This window comes from Candidatus Caldatribacterium sp. SIUC1, assembly GCF_051549785.1.
Classification (GTDB): Bacteria; Atribacterota; Atribacteria; order Atribacterales; family Caldatribacteriaceae; genus Caldatribacterium.
In genome coordinates this window covers 1,035,057-1,052,280 of sequence record NZ_CP189974.1, presented here as the reverse complement: position 1 = coordinate 1,052,280, position 17,224 = coordinate 1,035,057, and the positions used below count along the sequence as shown (strand labels likewise).

Here is a 17,224-nt window from a genome sequence, read left to right as displayed (position 1 = left end):
TGTCAATACCAGAACCCGGGGCCCTCAGGAAGAGCCCCGGGATTCCTCAGCGCACCTCCTGGAGATGGGGAAGGACGAGGTTTTCGAAAATCTCCTTCAGATTCTCTTCCCCCACACCGGACACGATCTCCTCGTTGATCCGGATGTTGGGTCCTTTGGCGCAGCGTTCAAGGCAGAACGTAGCTCCAACGCTTATCCGATCCTCAACACCGTACTCTTTCGCCATCTTGAGGAGCCGCTGGAGGATGTTGTAGGAACCCTTGAGGTAACAGCTCGTCCCCACGCAGACTGCAACATCCACTTTCCGGGAGCTTTTAGCCTCCTGGATGCGGATGACTTCGTTGGAAATCCTCCGGCGAGAGTAGTAGTGGGTGTGGAGGTGCCGCTCGGCAAGTTCACTCCCCGGGTGCTTGAGCCAGCGCTCGTAAAGGAGCTTCACCGCCGGGTTATCCTGGGCCTTGCGCACGGGGCTTAAGCGGTCGGCGTTATAGAGGCCTTCAGCACGCTTCTTGAGCACCGTCTGGTAGTCGGGGTAAGCGAGGGGCATGCCACCACCCCCGATGCACCCTCCGGGGCAGTTCATGACCTCGATGAAGTCGTAGGAGCGCTTCCCTTCCCGGACCTCCTGGATGAGCCGCTGGGCATGGGCCAGACCGTGGACGATCGCCACCCGCACAGGTCTCCCGTCGAAATCGACCTCCGCTTCCCGGACGGCCTCAAAGCCCCGAACAGCCCTGAACTCCAACTCCTTAAGCTCTTTCCCGGTGAGACGCTCGTAGGCGTAGCGCAGTACCGCCTCGGTCACGCCTCCGGTGACCCCAAAGATGACACCGGCACCACTTCCTGCACTGAGAGGGGTATCAAAGGGGACGGGGTCAAGCTCCCGGAAATCGATGTTGGCCATTTTAATCATCTTGATGGTCTCCTGGGCGGAGAGGACGATGTCCACATCAGGAGTTCCATCGTGGACGTATTCGGCTCGTCGAGCCTCGAATTTCTTGGCCACGCAGGGCATGATGGAGACCGAGACGAGGCGCTCGTTGGGCACATTTTCCATCCGGGAGACGAAATTCCGGATGACCGAGCCAAAGACCTGTTGCGGCGAACGGACCGAAGAGAGGTGCTCAAGGTAGAAGGGGTAGTTCCGTTCGGCGAAGACCACCCAGGATGGGCAGCAGGAGGTGAACTGTGGCAGGCGGGAATTGCTCTGGAGCCTCCGGAAAAACTCCTCGGCTTCCTCAATGACCACAAGGTCCGCACTGAACGAGGTGTCATAGACCCGGTCAAAACCGATTTTCTTCAGGGCAGCGACGATTTTCCCGGTAGTGATTTCCCCAGGAGGAAGGCCGAAGGCTTCACCGATGGCCACCCGGACTGCCGGGGCAATCTGCGCCACCACGAATTTCTCCGGATCGAGCACTGCCTTCCAGGCAGCGTCAACCTCTGACTTCACGACGAGCGCCGCCGTCGGACAGCGAATGGCACACTGCCCGCAGTACACGCATTCGACCTCAGAGAGCTTCTTCCCAAAGGCCGGTTCCACCCGTGCCCGGGCACCCCGGTGGGTGAAGTCGTAAATCCCGATGCCCTCGATTTCCCGGCAGGCCCGCACGCAATCGCCGCAGAGGATACAGCGATTGGGGTCCCGTACAAGAGCAAAGGTGGAGTCGTCCTTAGGGTCTTTCTCGGTTCTTCCGCCAAATCGGACTCTTGTGATGCCCATGCGGGAGGCCATCTCCTGCAGGCGGCAGTTCAAATTTCGTTCACAGACCGTACAGTCCCGGTCGTGATTGGCAAGATACAGTTCCACAATCATCTTCCGGGCCTCGAGCACCCGGGGAGTATTCGTGTGGATGACCATACCGGGTTCAGGGGGCGTGGAGCACGAAGGCATGAGACCTCTTCCTTCCACCTCCACAAGGCACATCCGGCAGGCTCCGTATACGCTCAAATCCGAGTGGTAGCAGAAGGTGGGGATATCGATATTGGCCTTCTTCGCTACCTCAAGGATGTTCTTCTCTCCCTCAAGGGGGATTTCCTGGCCGTCGACAATAACGACCTTCTTCTCTGCGTCACGCATTGCCCTTCCTCCTCCACCTGATGACAATGGCATCAAAGGGACAGGCTTCAAAACACGAGCCACACTTGATGCACTTTACCTGGTCGATCACGTAGGGCACTTTGGGACGACCCGAGATGCACGAGACCGGGCAGACCCGGGCACACTTGCCACAGGTACGGCATTTCTCCGGGTCAATCCAGAACTCCCGCATCGCCTGGCATACCTGGGCCGGGCAAACCTTGTGCACCACGTGATCGATGTACTCGTCGCGGAAGTACCGCAGCGTCGTGAGTACCGGATTCGGCGCCGTTTTTCCAAGGCCGCAGAGCGAGGCGTCCTTCACCACAAGAGCCGTTTCCTCAAGGAGGGCAAGGTCTTCCAGTGTGGCCTTCCCATCCACAATCTTCTGGAGAATGTTGAGCATGTGCTTTGTTCCTTCCCGGCAGGGGACGCACTTCCCGCAGGACTCACTCTGGGTGAAGCTCATGAAGAAGCGGGCAACTTCCACAATGCAGGTGTCCTCATCAAGGACAACAAGCCCTCCAGAACCCATGATCGCCCCGGCACTGCAGAGGGAGTCGTAATCCACCGGAAGGTCGAGAAAGGCCTCCGGAAGACACCCTCCCGACGGCCCGCCAATCTGCACAGCCTTGAAGCGCTTACCGTTCTGGATACCCCCACCAACATCAAAGATGAGTTCCCGCAGGGTGATGCCCATCGGAACTTCAACAAGACCGGTGTTTTTCACCTTTCCCGTGAGGGCAAAGGTCTTGGTACCGGGACTCGTCGTGGTACCAAAGGAACGGAACCACTCTGCTCCGTGGAGGATGATGGCCGGAACATTAGCCAGGGTTTCCACGTTGTTGATAACTGTGGGTTTGCCAAAGAGGCCCTTCTGGGCCGGATACGGAGGTCGGGGATTGGGCATACCTCGTTTCCCCTCAATGGAAGCGATGAGGGCAGTCTCTTCCCCACAAACGAATGCTCCTGCGCCTTCTTTAATGCGAACGTCGAAACGGAACCCCGTCCCGAGGATATTCTCCCCCAAAAGACCTGCCTGGTACGCATCCTGGATGGCCTTGCGTAACCGCTTCACTGCCAGAGGATACTCAGCTCGAACGTAAATGTACCCTTCCTGAGCCCCTATGGCATACCCGGCAATAACGAGACCCTCAAGAACTGCATGGGGATCGCCTTCCATGAGACAGCGATTCATAAAAGCCCCCGGATCCCCTTCGTCTCCGTTACAAATAACGTACTTCTTATCGGCCTTAACCATGCGGGCAAATTGCCATTTCCTCCCCGTGGGGAACCCTCCGCCTCCCCGGCCTCGAAGACCGGACTTCATGATTTCCCCAATCACATCTTCAGGAGTCATCTCCGTCAGAACCCTGGCCAGGGCGAGGTATCCGTCTCGGGCAAGGTACTCATCAAGGTTCTCCGGATCGATGGTGCCACAGTTCCGAAGCACCAGCCGAACCTGCTTCCGATAGAAAGGGTCATCCTTAATCAAGGGCCAGTGTTGCACTCGGCCATCGGGCAATACTTCGCTTTGAACCAGGCGATAAACGACGTTTCTTTTTTTCAAGGTCTCCTCGACGATCTCCTCAACATCTTCCGGTCTTACGCGCAAGTACTGTACTCCATGGGGTTCTACACGAACCCTCGGACCTGTTTCGCAGATTCCCATGCACCCTGTAGGGCAGAGAGCAAAACGCTGCTCGGCAACATCTTCCCTGTCCAAAACTAAAGAGACATCGAGACCCTCCCGGGCAAGAACTTCTGCAAAACGCCTGTACACCGCCTCAGCACCCTTGGCAAGACACCCCGTGCCCATACACACGAGAACCCGCTGTTTTTGCTGTTGCTTCTTCAGAGACCCAATGTACTCCTCGAGGTCGCTCCGCGTGGCAAACTTCACGAGACCTCACTCCTCTTTTCAATCTCCTCGATGATCTGTCGTGCCTTCTCTTCATCCATAGGGCCAAACACTTCATTATCGACAGCCATCACCGGAGCCAAGGCGCACGCTCCAATACAAGCCACTGTTTCCACGGTGAACAGGAGGTCCGGAGTGGTATTCTCCCCTTCCCGAAGGCCCAGGTATTCCCGCACTGCCCTCAAGACCTTTTCCGAACCCTTCACGTGGCATGCCGTGCCGTCGCAGACCCTGATGATGTGTTTCCCCTTCGGTCTCAGCGAGAACTGGGCATAGAACGTGGCCACCCCGTAGACGTACGCTGGGGAAACCCGCAGGGCCGTGGCCACATAGGTGAGAATTTCCTCCGGCAGGTACCGGTACTCCTCCTGGATTTCCTGGAGGATGGCAATGAGGTTTGTAGGGTCATAGCCGTGTTTTTCGAGGATCGCGTTGATCTTTTCGAAACTTCGGCTCAGGGCAACTTCTGGTTCAAGCCTTTCCATAGGTCTCACCTCCGCTAACAGTACTCAAGGTGCACCATCTTTTCACGCCTGCGCAGCTCCTCGGCAATCTCCTCAAGAATCCTGGCCTTGAGGGACAACTCCCCTGAGAGCCTGGGATTTTGATGTGCAGGATTAATCGCCCGCCCGCCGATAATGGTGACCTCATCGGCCTCAAAAAGGAGCGCAAGAAGCCGGCTTGCACCATCTTTTTCATATCGTACGTCCTCTTCTCTCACCCCCTGGCGCAGACGCCGGAGAACCAGAGAAAGGGTGAGCACCCCTTCGGTCACAAGGTCCACACCCTCAAGAATCCCCACGGGGGGTACGTCTTCCCGCAGGGATGCAAGATCCACCCGGATTTCTCTCCCCAGAAACCGGGCTAGAATATTCCCTGTTGTTCCCCCGCACACCGCCTTCTTCCCTGGGAAAGAGAGCACGCGACGCACCACCTCTTCGTCTTTTGCTGGGTCTTCTGGTGGTCCTGCCCAGAGAATCAGGCGCCGGGGAAGGCGGATTTTTGCCACCACACAGGTAGCATCATCCCCAGGCCTTCCCTGGTAGAGCTTCTTTGTGGTCTCAATGATGCGCAAGGCCAGTGTCGCCGCATCCATGTGTTCGTTCACCGTGCTTTCAAGGAACGAGGCGATTTTCTCCCACCTCCACCCCAGGTTCCAGAGTCCACCAATGCCGGCGTGCACCACTCCATCGGTGACACCCACGATCCAGTCGTTCCGCTGGAGGCGTATGTTGGCCTCCAGGATAACCCTTTTTCCGATTTCCCGCCTCCGTCGTTCAAGGTACATGACCCTTCCGTTCCGGATCCAGAAAAGCGGAGGGTTGTCAAACTCCGCGATGTACGCTTCCCCATCGGGGAAAATCTGCACCACCGAAAAGGTGCTGTACGCGATTTTCCGCACCCGGCACACCGGGAGTGTCTCGGCCAGCGTTCCCACCACATCCTCAAGGGAAGAGTTCCGTCGGAGCATCGAAACGATAATCCGGGAAGTGAGGGTGGAAAGGATATTCGCCTTCACCCCACTCCCCAGACCATCGGACCAGGCAAGGACAGTCATGTTGCCGTCCTTCTCGTAGCACACGCTGTCCCCACAGAGTTCCTCGCCCCATTTCGCCACCTGGGCACAGGCAATTTCAACAAAAAGGTCTCTCATTCTTCCAGCGTCTCTCCCCGGAGGATGCGCATGAGCTTGTTCAAAAGAACCTTGGTTTCCGCTGTCGTTTCCCCAAGGAGACTGGCGATCTCCTGAGCCACCCGCATCTGGTTGGCGATGACCTGCTGGGCCTTCTCGATGGTTTTCTCCCGGATGGTAGCCATCATGGCTTCCTGTTCTTTCTCCTTCGTGAGGTCTACAAAAATGCCCATGAGGAGGCGTGACTTCTCCAGGAAAAAGACCGAAAGCCGCACAAAGAGGTTATGGTACTGGGGATAGGTCACTTCACAGGTTGTGGCCTTTTTCGTTCGCAGAACCTCCACAAAGGGCGAAGGATCGAGAAACTCGTCAATTCTCTTCCCGATCACCAGTTTCCCCGCAAGCCCAAGCATTCGCCGCAGAGCGGGGTTCATCTCCACAATCCGAAGGTCCTCATCCACGAGGACAATGCCATTGGGGGTCACGGTCATGAGGAAACTCGAGAAAGACTCTGCCCGCATTCGCATGAAGGGGATGCACATTTCCGCTTCAGCCATCCCCTGGTACACGGCCTTTGCCTTTTCCCGGCAGGTATCGTATCCACAGGCACCGCAGTTCAATTCGTCCTGAGGGGTGAACTTTCCGGTGAGGGCGAGGATCTTCTGGAGCTCTTCCTCCGGAACCTCAGGACTGGGCACCGGAGCCGGAACAAAGGTTCGCCGGAAACTCGGTGGATCAGCGCACACCGGGGACTCTTCAGGCGCTAAGGATTCCTCGGTGTAGAGGAGCACCCGCTCCCGCCGTTCATAGAGAGAAAGGGAGGAAGAGAGCACCGGCCCATCGATGCACCCGCCCTCGCAGGACATCATCTCAATGATGTGAAACTTGCAACGCTTTGGGGAAAAGCTCTCCAGGAATTCCCTGCACCGGTCAATTCCCGTAATGGTCACAACGTTTCGGGAAAGAAGGTGCACCTCGAGGGAGGCACTCTGTAAGAGACCTCCTTCAAGAGGAAAGGCCCGGGCCCACCGGACTCGTCTCCGGGAAAATGGTGCTTCAGGGAGAGCTGCGAGCTCGAGGCGAGCCTCCCGGAACCACTCCCGAAGCTCCTCAAAGGTGAGCACCACATCCACATCCCCTCGGACCCCTTCCTCCTCAACCTCGGCCTTCTTGGCGATGCAGGGACCGATGAACACCACCCGGGTGTGAGGCTCTTCCTTTTTGAGGATTCGACCGTGCGCCACCATGGGAGAAACCACCGGAGCGAGGTGTTCAGTGTACTCTGGGAAGTACCGGGTGATGAGGAAGTTCACCGCCGGACAGGAACTCGAGATCACATTGGTGCGCCCTTCTGCAAGAAGCAGAGCGTGTTCTTTTGCCACCCACTCAGCACCCTCTGCGGTCTCTCGAACTTCCGAAAATCCCAGCATCTTCAGCCCCTGGACAACCTGACCTGGCGTGGCTTCGGGAAAAGCCGCAACGAAAGAGGGAGCGATACTGGCCACAACTCGTCCTCCTTTTTCCAGCAAAGCTTTGGCATCCTCCAGGTCAGAACGCACTTTTTTGGCTTTCTGAGGGCACACAAGCACACACCGGCCATCCTTCACGCATCGCTCATCCACCACTTCCGCATGCCCCGAGCTTATGCGGATGGCTTTCACCGGACAGTGACGGATGCACTTGTAGCAATCCCGACAGCTCGTGCGGATCGTACTAATGACGCTCACGGGAACCCTCCCGGATTCGGGGGAGAACCTTGCTCTCGAAAATTTCCCGAAAGTTCTCCGGAGAAACCCCGCTCAGGATTTCGTCGTCCACAACCACCGTGACACCGTCCTCCGTGCATCGTCCAAGGCAGAACGTTCCTCGAAGTTCCACCTGGGACTTGAGACCAAGCTCCTCAATGAGACGCTCACACTGGTGGATGATGTCGTACGCCCCTTTCAAGTGGCAGGAACTCCCCACGCAGACAGATATCGTGACCATTTTCACGCTCCTTGCCGAAGAAAGAGAAAGGGGAGCAGATGCTCCCCCTCCTCCATAGGACTTGAATTATACCACACTTCTCAGATCTCGAGAACCCACACCTCAGGAAGTGACGGGAGACTTTTCGCCGCCACCGTGAAGGTCGAGCTTCTCAGAAACTTCACCCGTTCAAAGGGCTTCAGGAAATGCTCTACCGGATTCAGGCTGAAGGAGAGAAATCGCGTTTTGTAATGCATGGGGACCGTGATGGACGGGGAGAGTTTGCCCACGAGTTCCTGGGCTCCTCGAGCGTCGATAGTGTAAACACCCCCAACAGGAACAAAGAGGAGATGCACCGGCTTCCAGGCCTGGAGCTCCTCATCTCGGGGAATCGTGCCAAGATCCCCCACATGCATGAGGACCATCTCGTCAACCTCAACCCGGAAGACGTTATTCCTCCCCCGCTTTTTCCCCTCTTCCTCATCGTGGAAGGTGGAAAAAACCTGGATTCGTATATCGCCTCTTCTGTACTCCCCGGGCTGACGAATGACCTCCTGGTATCCCCGAACCAGGGCGACGTTATTGTGGTCGAAATGCTCATGGCTCACCAGGACTATATCGGCTTCGACTTCAGGGAGCGGATACCCCACGCTCTGATCAAAGGGGTCAAAGGCGAGTTTCTTCCCTTTCTCGGTGGTCACAAGGAAGAACGAATGCCCAAACCACCTCACTTCCATGTTGCCACACCTCCACAACCATTATCTAACACTTCCCCTTCCCCTGCAACTTTTCATAGAGCTTGCTCCACCCACGCCGATAGAGAAAGGCGATTTTGTTGTGCCAGAGAGGTTCCTCTTCATGGGAAAAGAAAGTCTCGTAGTCTTTTGTTCCCGGTGTTGGGGCATAGAGGGCGAGGCGGGGCACAAGACCAAGACTTCGTACATACAAAACCGAGGTCATGACCTCATTTGCTTCTTCCACTGGCCAGCCGAAAAGCAGGTACACTTCGATGTCCTGGGGAGAAAACCCAGCCTCCTGCAGAGCGTGTACTGCTTCTTCAAAGAGTTCGTTAGTGACCTTTCCACCACTCTGCTTTTGCCGGGGAGACACAGCAGTTTCAAGACTCAACCGGATGGTGGAAAAGTTTGCCCTCCTGAGGAAACCGGCAACCTCCCTGGTCACATACCGGGCATGAAGCCCGTTGGGGAGATGGAAGGACACCGGGAGATTGTAGCGCACAAGGTACTCTGCCAGGGGAAGAAAGTGAGATTCTGCCCGGAAAAGAAGGGCGTCATCGTAAAACGCAATGTGGCGAACACCGAAGCGCTCGAAAAGGTAGCGGATTTCCTCAGCTACATCCTGCGGAGGGCGCTGGAAAAACGACGGAGCAAGGATTCGGGAAGCGCAATACGTGCAGGAAAAGGGGCACCCAAGGGAAGAGAGGACAACCCCGTAGGAAAGCCTCGGGTAGAGCTCAAAAGCCGGTGGTACAGCAAAGAAATCCTCGTACGTCCGGATGCCGAGGCTTGTGCCCAAAAGTCCCTCAAGGTGCCTGGAGACACTCAGAGGGTCGGCCGCAGAAACCACGACATCGAATCCAAGACGTTTTGCGTGATCCGGGCAGAGTGTCGGGTACACACCTCCAAGGACGAGGAATGCCCTGGGGAACGTGCGCCGGAGGATATCCGCAACAACCGAAGCACCCGGGTACCAGTAGGTGAAACTGCAGGTCACCAAAACCACATCCGGGGGGTCGAGGTTTCGGAGACGAACGAGAACCTTCTCCCTGGGCATCCCGAAGCGCTTGAAGTACCGGGGAATGACAGAGAAAAAGCAGGGCTTCGGGAGAATTTCCTTGAAGTACCCTCCACACCCTGCCTCCCTGAGTTTCCGCGGCCCTTCGTTTTTCGGTGCACAGGAATCCGGGTCTCCCCGGTCCAGGCAGTCAAGGAGCGTTACCCTGAAGCCTTTGCTTCTGAGGTGTGCCCCCAGGTACAGAAGTCCCAGGGGCTTGCTCCACAGGTCAAAAGCGGTGAAATCGTACGCCCAGGGATTAATAAGGAGAACGTGTGCCATCTACACTTGAGTTGCCGCCAGGGCCCCCTCGTAGACTGCGTGGAAGATTTTCCGAGGTTCCCGAGCATCACCGATGAGGAAGAGCTCCTGAATCTTCCCGGAGAGCTCGTCGAAGAGCCCTCGATTGGGTCGCGTTCCCAGGGCAAAAACGATGTACTCTGGATGGAGTTCTGAAGTTTTCGGATCGGCGTCACACAGGTACACGATCCTCCGCCCTTCGACGTCCATGCACCGGGTACTCGTCATGACACGGACGCTTGAAGCACTCAGGGCCTTCAAAAGCTCAATTCTTGTGATGACCTCTGCATCCACAGCAAGGTGGGGGAGCATCTCTACAAGGGTAACCCTGTTGCCCCGCTCGGCAAGGAAAAGGGCAACCTCACACCCCACAACTCCTCCACCCACGACAACGACATCTTTTTCTTCAAGCACCACACTTCCCCGCAGAACATCCCAGGCCGTGCAGGCAAAGGAAGGATCAAGAGCGGAGAACTCAGGAATAACAGGAGTACCTCCACTCGCTACAATAACGGCCTGAGGCTCGAGGGCAAGTACTGTTTCTGGAGTCGCCTCACTTCCGAGGTACACCGAAACCCCAGCTTTCGGAAGCATTTCCTCAAGGTATTCCACAAACCACAGGAGTTTCTCCTTGTGGGGAGCCCGGGCAGCAAAGCGGAGCTGTCCTCCCAAAGCTTTCTCCCTTTCGAAAAGGTGCACTTCGTGTCCCCGCTGCGCGGCAACAAGCGCTGCAGTCATACCCCCCGGCCCACCACCGACGACCACCACCCGTTTTCTCTCCAGGGCCCTTGCTCGCTCATCAAAGAAGAGTTCTCGTCCAGCCCAGGGGTTCACCGCGCAGCGGACCTTCCCGCTGGCAAAGAGTTCCCCAATGCAACCGACATTGCAGCTGATACAGTGATTGATTTCTCGTTCCCTCCCCCAAGCGGCTTTCTTCACCCAGTCCGGATCGGCGATGAGCCCTCGCCCGATGGCCACAAAGTCAGCATGGCCTTCAGCAAGAATGCGCTCGGCAACCTCAGGATGCCGAATAACCCCCACCGCGATGACCGGGCAGGAAACGACCTCCTTTATCCCTCGTGCAAGATGTGCCCTCCAGCCCTCTGCAAAGTTCATGGGCTCGATGATGGTGCTCACCGATTCGTAGATACCACAGCTTGCACTGATATAGTCCACCCCGCTGGCTTCAAGCACCCGAGCAATCTCCTGGGATTCCGCAAGGGCAAGCCCTCCGGGGACGAATTCCTCAACGCTTAGGCGAACCCCAACAACGAAGTCCTCCCCCACGAGCTCCCGGATGCGCGCAAGGATTTCGAGGAGCAACCGCAGGCGGTTCTCAAAGCTTCCGCCGTATTCATCATCCCGCTTGTTCGTGTACGGGGAGAGGAACTCGTTCAGGAGATACCCGTGGGCCGCATGAACCTCAACGCCGTCAAAACCGGCAAGCTTTGCTCGGAGCGCCGCCTGAGCGAATTTCTCCACAAGCTCCTGAATTTCTTCTCTCGTCAGCGCTCGAGGCATGACCCCGAGGAACTTGCAGGGCACAGGAGATGGAGCAACCGGTTGCAACCCATCCGTCGTCGAGGGTGTACACTGCCGTCCACCGTGCTGGATCTGGAGGAAGGTCTTTGTGCCCTCGGCATGGATAACCTCGGCAAGAGCACGAAGGCCCGGGAGGAACTTGTCACTGTCAACGGCAATCTGCGCGGTGAGGCTTCGGCCTTGGAACATGTCAACCTGCGCATTCTCTACAATAACGAGCCCCACTCCTCCCTGGGCCCGCCTCCTGTAGTAGGCCAGAAGCTCGGGGGTCACCTCACCAAAGGCACTCCCCAGGTTCGTCGCCATAGGAGGCATGACGACCCGGTTCCGTATGCTGCACTTCCCGATTTTCCCCGGTGCAAAAAGATGTGGGTACTGCACATTCCCCCTCCTCTCTATTCTACGTACTCTGCGAGCTTCCGGGCTGAACCCTGAATCTCGTAGTACGTTACGATGAGCTCTTCGACCTTCTCCGTCACCGCTTTCTTCGCCTCTTCTATCTCCCCGTGGGCCCTCAGCGCCTGCTCATAGGCCTGGCGGATTTCGGTGCCCACGTTGATTTTGGTGATGCCGTGGCGAATGGCCTCAAGGACGTACTCTTTCCGGATTCCCGAACCACCGTGGAGGACAAGGGGGATGCCGGTGCGCTCCACAACCTTTTTGAGGTGCTCAATATTCAGACGAGCTTCAACCTTCTTCTGGTCCTTTGCTACTCCGCTTATTGCCCCGTGGATGTTGCCGATAGCCACCGAGAGCCAGTCGACTCCCGTTTCCTGCACAAACCTCCCCGCATCCTCCGGATTCGTGAAGCCTTTGCCGCTTGCAAAAATCTCCTCGTACGGCGGCAGGGGTCCTGACTCATGCCCCAGAACGGCCCCGAGTTCCGCCTCAACGCATACCCCCAGAGCATGAGCCCGGGAAACCACCTCCCGGGTCACCCGGATGTTCTCCTTAAGGGGAAGGCGTGACCCGTCGATCATCACCGAGTGGTACCCGAGTCTCAAGGCCTCATCGATGAGGGAGCTCCAGTCCACGAGTTGCCCTTCCTCGTCAATCACCGGCACATGGTCCTGGTGGAGTCGGGAGAGCGAGAGATCCCCAAAGCGGTCGAAAGCCTCTTTCACCGCCCGGAAACTCTCAGCCCCAAACCGGGTGATATCGGGGCGGGAGACCTCAAGAAGGGCAAAAGTTTCGGTACGGCGCAGAGCCTCGACAATCGCCGGAACCATAGGGAGATACGCAACGTTAAACGCGGGAACAAGAATCCGGTGCACGAACGCAGCGTGCATGATGTCAGCAAGCGAGGCTTTCGCCAGCTTCTTTCTCCAGTCTGCCACGGAATCCTACCCCTTTCTTCGAAAAAACTTTACTCCACTTTACCCCAAAGACCTTTCCGAAGCAACCGGAATTGCATACAATGGAAGGGAGCGACAGGACAAAGGGAGTGGCAGCATGAAGGGAAGAGTCCTCGTCATCGGTGGAACAGGACACATCGGGAGTTACCTCGTCCCAAGGCTCGTTGCTGCAGGGTACGAGGTGTGGGTGTTCAGTCGGGGAACGACGAAACCCTACCCCTTTTCCCCGCTCTGGAGCCGGGTCCACCTCATCCCGGGAGATCGGGAAAGAGACGAAAAGCAGGGAATCCTTGGGGAGCATATCCGCGCCATCCGGCCTCATGCCATCATCGACCTCATCGCCTTTGAGCCCGAGAGCGCTCAGGCACTTGTAGAGGTGCTCCGAGGAAGCAACGCGCACCTACTCATGTGCACCACCGCCTGGGTCTACGGGAAGACCAGGGTGATTCCGACTCCTGAAGATGCTCCCCGTCTTCCGGAAAACGACTACGCCCGAAAGAAGGTGCTCATCGAGGATATCCTCTTTGCTGCCTCGAAAAAGGGTGAGCTCAAGCTCACCGTGATCCGTCCCACCCACATCACCGGCCCGGGGAAGACCTTCGTGACCCCCTTTGGCGACCACGATCCGCAGACGCTCCAGAAAATCCTCAACGGAGAAGAAATCGTCCTTCTTGACGGGGGCTTCAGCACGCTCCACCACGTCCACCCCCAGGATGTGGCTGAGCTCTTCTTCGCTGCCCTTGAAAATCCCAGAGCCTCTGTGGGAGAGGCTTTCAACTGTGGTGCCCGGTATGCGATGACCTTCTTTGGCCTTGGAGAGTTCATCGCTACCTCTTTTGAGAAAACCTTCTGCTTCCGTTCCCTCTCGCTTGAAGAATATACGGAACGGTTCGGATACCCTGAGGAAGCGGCCATGCACGTTCGTCAGGGATGCTGCGTCTCTATGGAAAAGGCCCGGGAACTCCTCGGGTTTGTCCCTCGCTACACTCCGGAAGGGGCAGTCCTCGAAGCCATGCACGACCTCATCGCCCGAGGTGTCCTTGAGGTGAGGTGACCGTGGGCATCTTCAAAGATTGCGACATCCGCGGCACAGTCCCCGAAGAGCTGAACCCAGACGTTGCCTACTTTATCGGCCGGGCTTTTGCCTCCTCATTCCCCGAGGGGACCTCTTTTGCCGTGGGTGGGGATGTCCGCACCCACACTCCCTCCCTCAAGGAGGCGCTTATCGAGGGGCTCCGGGACAGTGGCGGCAACGTGGTCGACCTGGGCACTGTCCCTACACCCCTTTTCTACTTTGCCATTGACCACCTCCGCACCCCGGCAGGGGTTATGGTCACCGCATCCCACAACCCTCCCCAGTACAATGGTTTCAAAATCGGTTTCGCCCACCGTCCTCCTCTTCCCGAGGACTTCACTGCTTTAGCCCGGCAGGTGGAGGAACGGGCGTTTCGAAAGGGTGCAAGAGGCCGCCTCCTGAGCATGAATCTCGTAGAGGAGTACCTTACTTTCCTCGCCTCCCGGGTCCTTCCTCCTCAGCGCACGCTGCGGGTTGTTGTGGACTGCGGGAACGGGTGCTCCTCTGAACTCGCCCCAAGGTTCCTCCACTCTCTGGGACACAAGGTCATTCCCCTTTTCTGCACCCCAGACGGTACCTTCCCCAACCGTCCTCCCAATCCGGAGGCGAAAAATCTCAGGGCGTTGAGGGAAAAAGTTCTGGAAACGAGATCCGACGTTGGCATTGCCTTCGACGGCGACGGCGACAGGGTGGTCTTTGTGGCCGATGATGGGACAGTGCTCGAGGGAGAAAAGGGGATGATTTTCTTCATCCGCCAGCACTTCGCCCCCATTCCCGGGGAGAAGAAGTTCGTCTATGACCTCAAGTGTTCCTCTGTCGTCCCTGAAGAGGTGCGCCGCGCCGGGGGCATCCCCATCCCGGAGCGTTCAGGCCACGCCTACATCAAGCGGAGGCTCCTTGAGGAAAACGCTGTGATGGCTGGAGAAATCAGCGGCCACTACTTTTTCCGGGAACTCGGCCGGGATGACGGGCTCTACGCCGCCTCGTTCTTCCTCACTCTTTTGAGCAGAAACAGCGAACCCCTTTCCTCCATCATCGCCACTTTCCCCCAGAGTTTCGTGACCCCTGACATCCGTATTCCCCAGAAAGGGCGGGAAAACCTCCTTTCCCTCCTTGAGAGTACCCTGCAAGGCGGCAACATCACAAGACTCGATGGCCTGCGGGTGGAGTGGGAAGAAGGCTGGGCGCTCATCAGGAAATCCGTGACCGAGCCCGTGTACACCCTTCGCTTTGAGGGGAAAGACAGAGAAGCCATTCCCTCCCTTGTGCACCGCCTCCTTGCGGCCTTTCCAGAAATTGCAAGGGAGGTCTTAGAGAAACTCTCTTCAGATTCGGCGGATTATGGCCCTCGCAATTCTCTGGAGGGCTAAGACAACGAGGGGACCGATCGCCACTGCACTCCCGGCCTGGATGAAGTTCCCCGGGAGTTCAGCCAGGGCTGCTCCAAGTCCATAGAGGACAACTTCGGCGAGGAAATACCCAGAAACCATGACAAGGCCCGCAAGAAGGCCTACAAAAACCCGCACGGGATAGCTCTTTTCTCCTGAGGCCAAAAGGCCCACAAGAAGCCCTTCAATCCCCTTAATGATCAGCGTAAAGGGTGCCCAGTGCGCGTATCCTGTGAGGAGGTCAGCCAGCGCCGACCCCACGCCCCCAGCGAGCCCTCCGATCCGGGCGCCAAAGAGCATGGCAAAGACAAAAATCACCGTGTCCCCTAAATTGATGTACCCCCGGGTCTGGGGTACCGGAATTTGGATGCTCATCGTGGCCAAAGCCACAAGGGCAATACCTAAAGCCCCATACACCAGAATTTTCACTCTGTCCTCCATCGCTCCACCCCCACAGGGACCGAGTCACTCCCCAAAGGTATCCTCATCGACCAGAACTTCCATCAGGTTCGCAAGGAGGCGGTCCACCTGGTCCTCCTGAAGACCTAAAAGCTCCACCGCCTTTGGGGAAATGCGGTAGAGGAAACCGTCAACCCCCACCCCCATGCCAAGGCTCACACTCATGCAGTCCGCAATGTGGGCGATGGCGGTGAGCTTCGGGTTTTCCTGAGCCCGCTCTGGCTCGTGGTGGAACCCGATGGCCTCAACAAGCTCCGGGGGGAGATTCCACTTTTCGGCAACCTTTGCCCCCACAAGAGCGTGGTGGAACCCCAGAAGGGCCTCTTCGGCCTCAAGGAAGGTCACGTTCTCCTTTTCGACCTTCTCAAGCACGGCTTCGTATTCATCCCTCAGGTAGGTGTCGAGAATGAGCTTCCCGATGTCGTGGAGCAGGCCCGCCGTGTAGGCCACTTCAAAGCGGGAGAATTTCACCTCCCTCGCCAGCATGCGGGCACCCACAGCCGTTGCCTGGGAATGCCTCCAGAGTTCTCCCCGCTCCAGAGCATACCCTCTGAGTTCCTTTTTCATCATCTCACTGACTGAGGCCGCGAGAACAATGCTCCGGATGGTCTGGAAACCAAGGAGAATTGTGGCATCAGTGACGGTGGAAATGCGCCTTGGGAAGCCATAGAATGCCGAATTCGCCAAGCGCAGGACCTTAGCCGTGAGCCCTTGGTCCTGTGTGAGGACGTTGTTGATATCCCGGGCAGTAGACCTCGGGTCTTCCGTGAGCGCAATAACCCTCTGCACCACCGCGGGCAGGGCTGGTAAATCCTCAACCGCTCGCACCAGCGCCGGGAGTGTGAGCTTACCCATATCCCCCTCCAGAAATCCCTTTGCTCATTATAGAACACAAAAAGCGCCCTGTCTCTTCCAGGAAGAGAAAAATCGTTGCCAAAAACCCCAAGCGAATGTCCCCAGCTCAAGTTTGATTTGTGCGCACAACCCCAGTCAGTATTCATCAGAACTTGCTCAAGCCGTCTCAGGATTGCCGTATACTCTGCTGGTTCAACCTGTTTCCGCTTGCTTTCTGCATCCAGCACTCCACCGTGCCTGAGTGCTGATGGTTGACTACCACTGAATTCCCGGTTCAGACGTCTGTATAGGTTCACACCATGCGGGGCACCTGGAAAACCCAGTGTCTCTCAGCTCCCCCAGAACTCCTCTCCCCAAGCTCCAGTGTGGTCTTCTCCTACACCTTCTCCGTCCACCTCTTAAGGTGGAACTTCATGGTGATAGCGTCAACTTATCGTAGGGGGAATTTCTCAAGTTCTCTCCACCCTTGAACTCTCTCACACGGGTTTCTCCTCCCCAACCTCACCTATCCAGAGGATTACGGTCACCTCATACCACAGGAACCCAGGACGTACTCTGCGCCAGGTCCTTGAGGGTCGTACTAAAGCATTCACCGCTTTCGCATCACCGGGATGCTGTTATAGACTTCCCAGAAAACTGCTCTCCCCCTCTCCTCCTTCTTGATGGTCTCAGGGGTCATGGTGAAGGGAGGGAGCTTACGCCTTTGGATTCTCAGGCGGTAGTGCCTCACTGAGCACCCGTTGAACTTCAAAGCCCGGAAGATATCCACGGTCTACTCCTTTCCTTCCCCAGCCCGCGGGACGGTGGGAAAGGAAGGGAGAGACAGGGGCTTAGTCTGCCACCTGCATGGTGGTCGA

The 17,224-nt window shown here is 57.2% G+C and carries 15 protein-coding genes; 2 read left to right on the top strand and 13 right to left on the bottom strand.

Translation table 11 applies throughout. The features are described from left to right. Positions 1-46 precede the first annotated feature (46 nt). From ACP6EK_RS05440 to ACP6EK_RS05395, 10 genes are all read right to left on the bottom strand, one after another. The gene (locus ACP6EK_RS05440) at positions 47-2,080 is read right to left on the bottom strand and encodes a [FeFe] hydrogenase, group A (RefSeq protein ID WP_438313846.1); all 2,034 of its coding nucleotides are present in this window, start codon (positions 2,078-2,080) and stop codon (positions 47-49) included. Next, a complete protein-coding gene (gene nuoF / locus ACP6EK_RS05435; RefSeq protein WP_438313843.1) occupies positions 2,073-3,983 on the bottom strand; it encodes an NADH-quinone oxidoreductase subunit NuoF in 1,911 nt (636 codons plus the stop codon). The genes ACP6EK_RS05440 and nuoF overlap by 8 nt, the downstream gene beginning before the upstream one ends. Beyond that, on the bottom strand, positions 3,980-4,486 hold the full coding sequence (locus ACP6EK_RS05430; RefSeq protein ID WP_438313840.1) for an NADH-quinone oxidoreductase subunit NuoE family protein: 507 nt from the start codon (positions 4,484-4,486) through the stop codon (positions 3,980-3,982). The genes nuoF and ACP6EK_RS05430 overlap by 4 nt, the downstream gene beginning before the upstream one ends. A gap of 14 nt (positions 4,487-4,500) precedes the next feature. Further along, positions 4,501-5,655 (bottom strand): SpoIIE family protein phosphatase, encoded by a 1,155-nt coding sequence (locus ACP6EK_RS05425; RefSeq protein ID WP_438313837.1) that lies wholly within the window; start codon positions 5,653-5,655, stop codon positions 4,501-4,503. Next, complete coding sequence (locus ACP6EK_RS05420; protein ID WP_438313834.1) at positions 5,652-7,361, bottom strand: [Fe-Fe] hydrogenase large subunit C-terminal domain-containing protein; 1,710 nt, start codon at positions 7,359-7,361, stop codon at positions 5,652-5,654. Before ACP6EK_RS05420 ends, ACP6EK_RS05425 begins: the two co-directional genes overlap by 4 nt. Next, on the bottom strand, positions 7,348-7,581 hold the full coding sequence (locus tag ACP6EK_RS05415; protein ID WP_438313831.1) for a (2Fe-2S) ferredoxin domain-containing protein: 234 nt from the start codon (positions 7,579-7,581) through the stop codon (positions 7,348-7,350). The genes ACP6EK_RS05420 and ACP6EK_RS05415 overlap by 14 nt, the downstream gene beginning before the upstream one ends. Positions 7,582-7,700: 119 nt before the next feature. Continuing rightward, positions 7,701-8,336, bottom strand: coding sequence for an MBL fold metallo-hydrolase (locus ACP6EK_RS05410; protein ID WP_438313829.1), 636 nt, complete (start codon positions 8,334-8,336; stop codon positions 7,701-7,703). 25 nt (positions 8,337-8,361) lie between these two features. Beyond that, positions 8,362-9,675: a B12-binding domain-containing radical SAM protein gene (locus tag ACP6EK_RS05405; protein ID WP_438313826.1), complete on the bottom strand. Its 1,314-nt coding sequence runs from the start codon at positions 9,673-9,675 to the stop codon at positions 8,362-8,364. Then, positions 9,676-11,616: an FAD-dependent oxidoreductase gene (locus ACP6EK_RS05400; RefSeq protein ID WP_438313823.1), complete on the bottom strand. Its 1,941-nt coding sequence runs from the start codon at positions 11,614-11,616 to the stop codon at positions 9,676-9,678. It lies immediately after the preceding gene. Between the two features lie 14 nt (positions 11,617-11,630). Continuing rightward, a complete protein-coding gene (locus ACP6EK_RS05395; protein ID WP_438313820.1) occupies positions 11,631-12,572 on the bottom strand; it encodes a class II fructose-bisphosphate aldolase in 942 nt (313 codons plus the stop codon). Positions 12,573-12,687: 115 nt separating this feature from the next. Here ACP6EK_RS05395 and ACP6EK_RS05390 point away from each other — a divergent pair, with 115 nt between their 5' ends. Continuing rightward, a complete protein-coding gene (locus tag ACP6EK_RS05390; protein ID WP_438313817.1) occupies positions 12,688-13,644 on the top strand; it encodes an NAD-dependent epimerase/dehydratase family protein in 957 nt (318 codons plus the stop codon). Positions 13,645-13,646: 2 nt separating this feature from the next. Next, a complete protein-coding gene (locus ACP6EK_RS05385; protein WP_438313814.1) occupies positions 13,647-15,035 on the top strand; it encodes a phosphomannomutase/phosphoglucomutase in 1,389 nt (462 codons plus the stop codon). On the opposite strand, the gene ACP6EK_RS05380 is transcribed toward ACP6EK_RS05385, so the two are convergent. The 3 genes from ACP6EK_RS05380 to ACP6EK_RS05370 all read right to left on the bottom strand — a co-directional run bounded on the left by ACP6EK_RS05380 (position 14,991) and on the right by ACP6EK_RS05370 (position 17,136). Continuing rightward, a complete protein-coding gene (locus tag ACP6EK_RS05380) occupies positions 14,991-15,494 on the bottom strand; it encodes an ECF transporter S component (protein WP_438313811.1) in 504 nt (167 codons plus the stop codon). The genes ACP6EK_RS05385 and ACP6EK_RS05380 overlap by 45 nt on opposite strands. A 24-nt stretch (positions 15,495-15,518) precedes the next feature. Beyond that, the gene (locus ACP6EK_RS05375; protein ID WP_438313808.1) at positions 15,519-16,367 is read right to left on the bottom strand and encodes an HDOD domain-containing protein; all 849 of its coding nucleotides are present in this window, start codon (positions 16,365-16,367) and stop codon (positions 15,519-15,521) included. Between the two features lie 589 nt (positions 16,368-16,956). After that, positions 16,957-17,136, bottom strand: coding sequence for a hypothetical protein (locus ACP6EK_RS05370; RefSeq protein ID WP_438313805.1), 180 nt, complete (start codon positions 17,134-17,136; stop codon positions 16,957-16,959). Positions 17,137-17,224: the final 88 nt, after the last annotated feature.

Bases quoted from the DNA above. Each gene is read 5' to 3' on its own strand.
- ACP6EK_RS05440 (WP_438313846.1), bottom strand. From the start codon at position 2,080: ATGCGTGACGCAGAGAAGAAGGTCGTTATTGTCGACGGCCAGGAAATC.
- ACP6EK_RS05430 (WP_438313840.1), bottom strand. From the start codon at position 4,486: ATGGAAAGGCTTGAACCAGAAGTTGCCCTGAGCCGAAGTTTCGAAAAG.
- ACP6EK_RS05425 (WP_438313837.1), bottom strand. From the start codon at position 5,655: ATGAGAGACCTTTTTGTTGAAATTGCCTGTGCCCAGGTGGCGAAATGG.
- ACP6EK_RS05410 (WP_438313829.1), bottom strand. From the start codon at position 8,336: ATGGAAGTGAGGTGGTTTGGGCATTCGTTCTTCCTTGTGACCACCGAG.
- ACP6EK_RS05405 (WP_438313826.1), bottom strand. From the start codon at position 9,675: ATGGCACACGTTCTCCTTATTAATCCCTGGGCGTACGATTTCACCGCT.
- ACP6EK_RS05390 (WP_438313817.1), top strand. From the start codon at position 12,688: ATGAAGGGAAGAGTCCTCGTCATCGGTGGAACAGGACACATCGGGAGT.
- ACP6EK_RS05380 (WP_438313811.1), bottom strand. From the start codon at position 15,494: ATGGAGGACAGAGTGAAAATTCTGGTGTATGGGGCTTTAGGTATTGCC.
- ACP6EK_RS05375 (WP_438313808.1), bottom strand. From the start codon at position 16,367: ATGGGTAAGCTCACACTCCCGGCGCTGGTGCGAGCGGTTGAGGATTTA.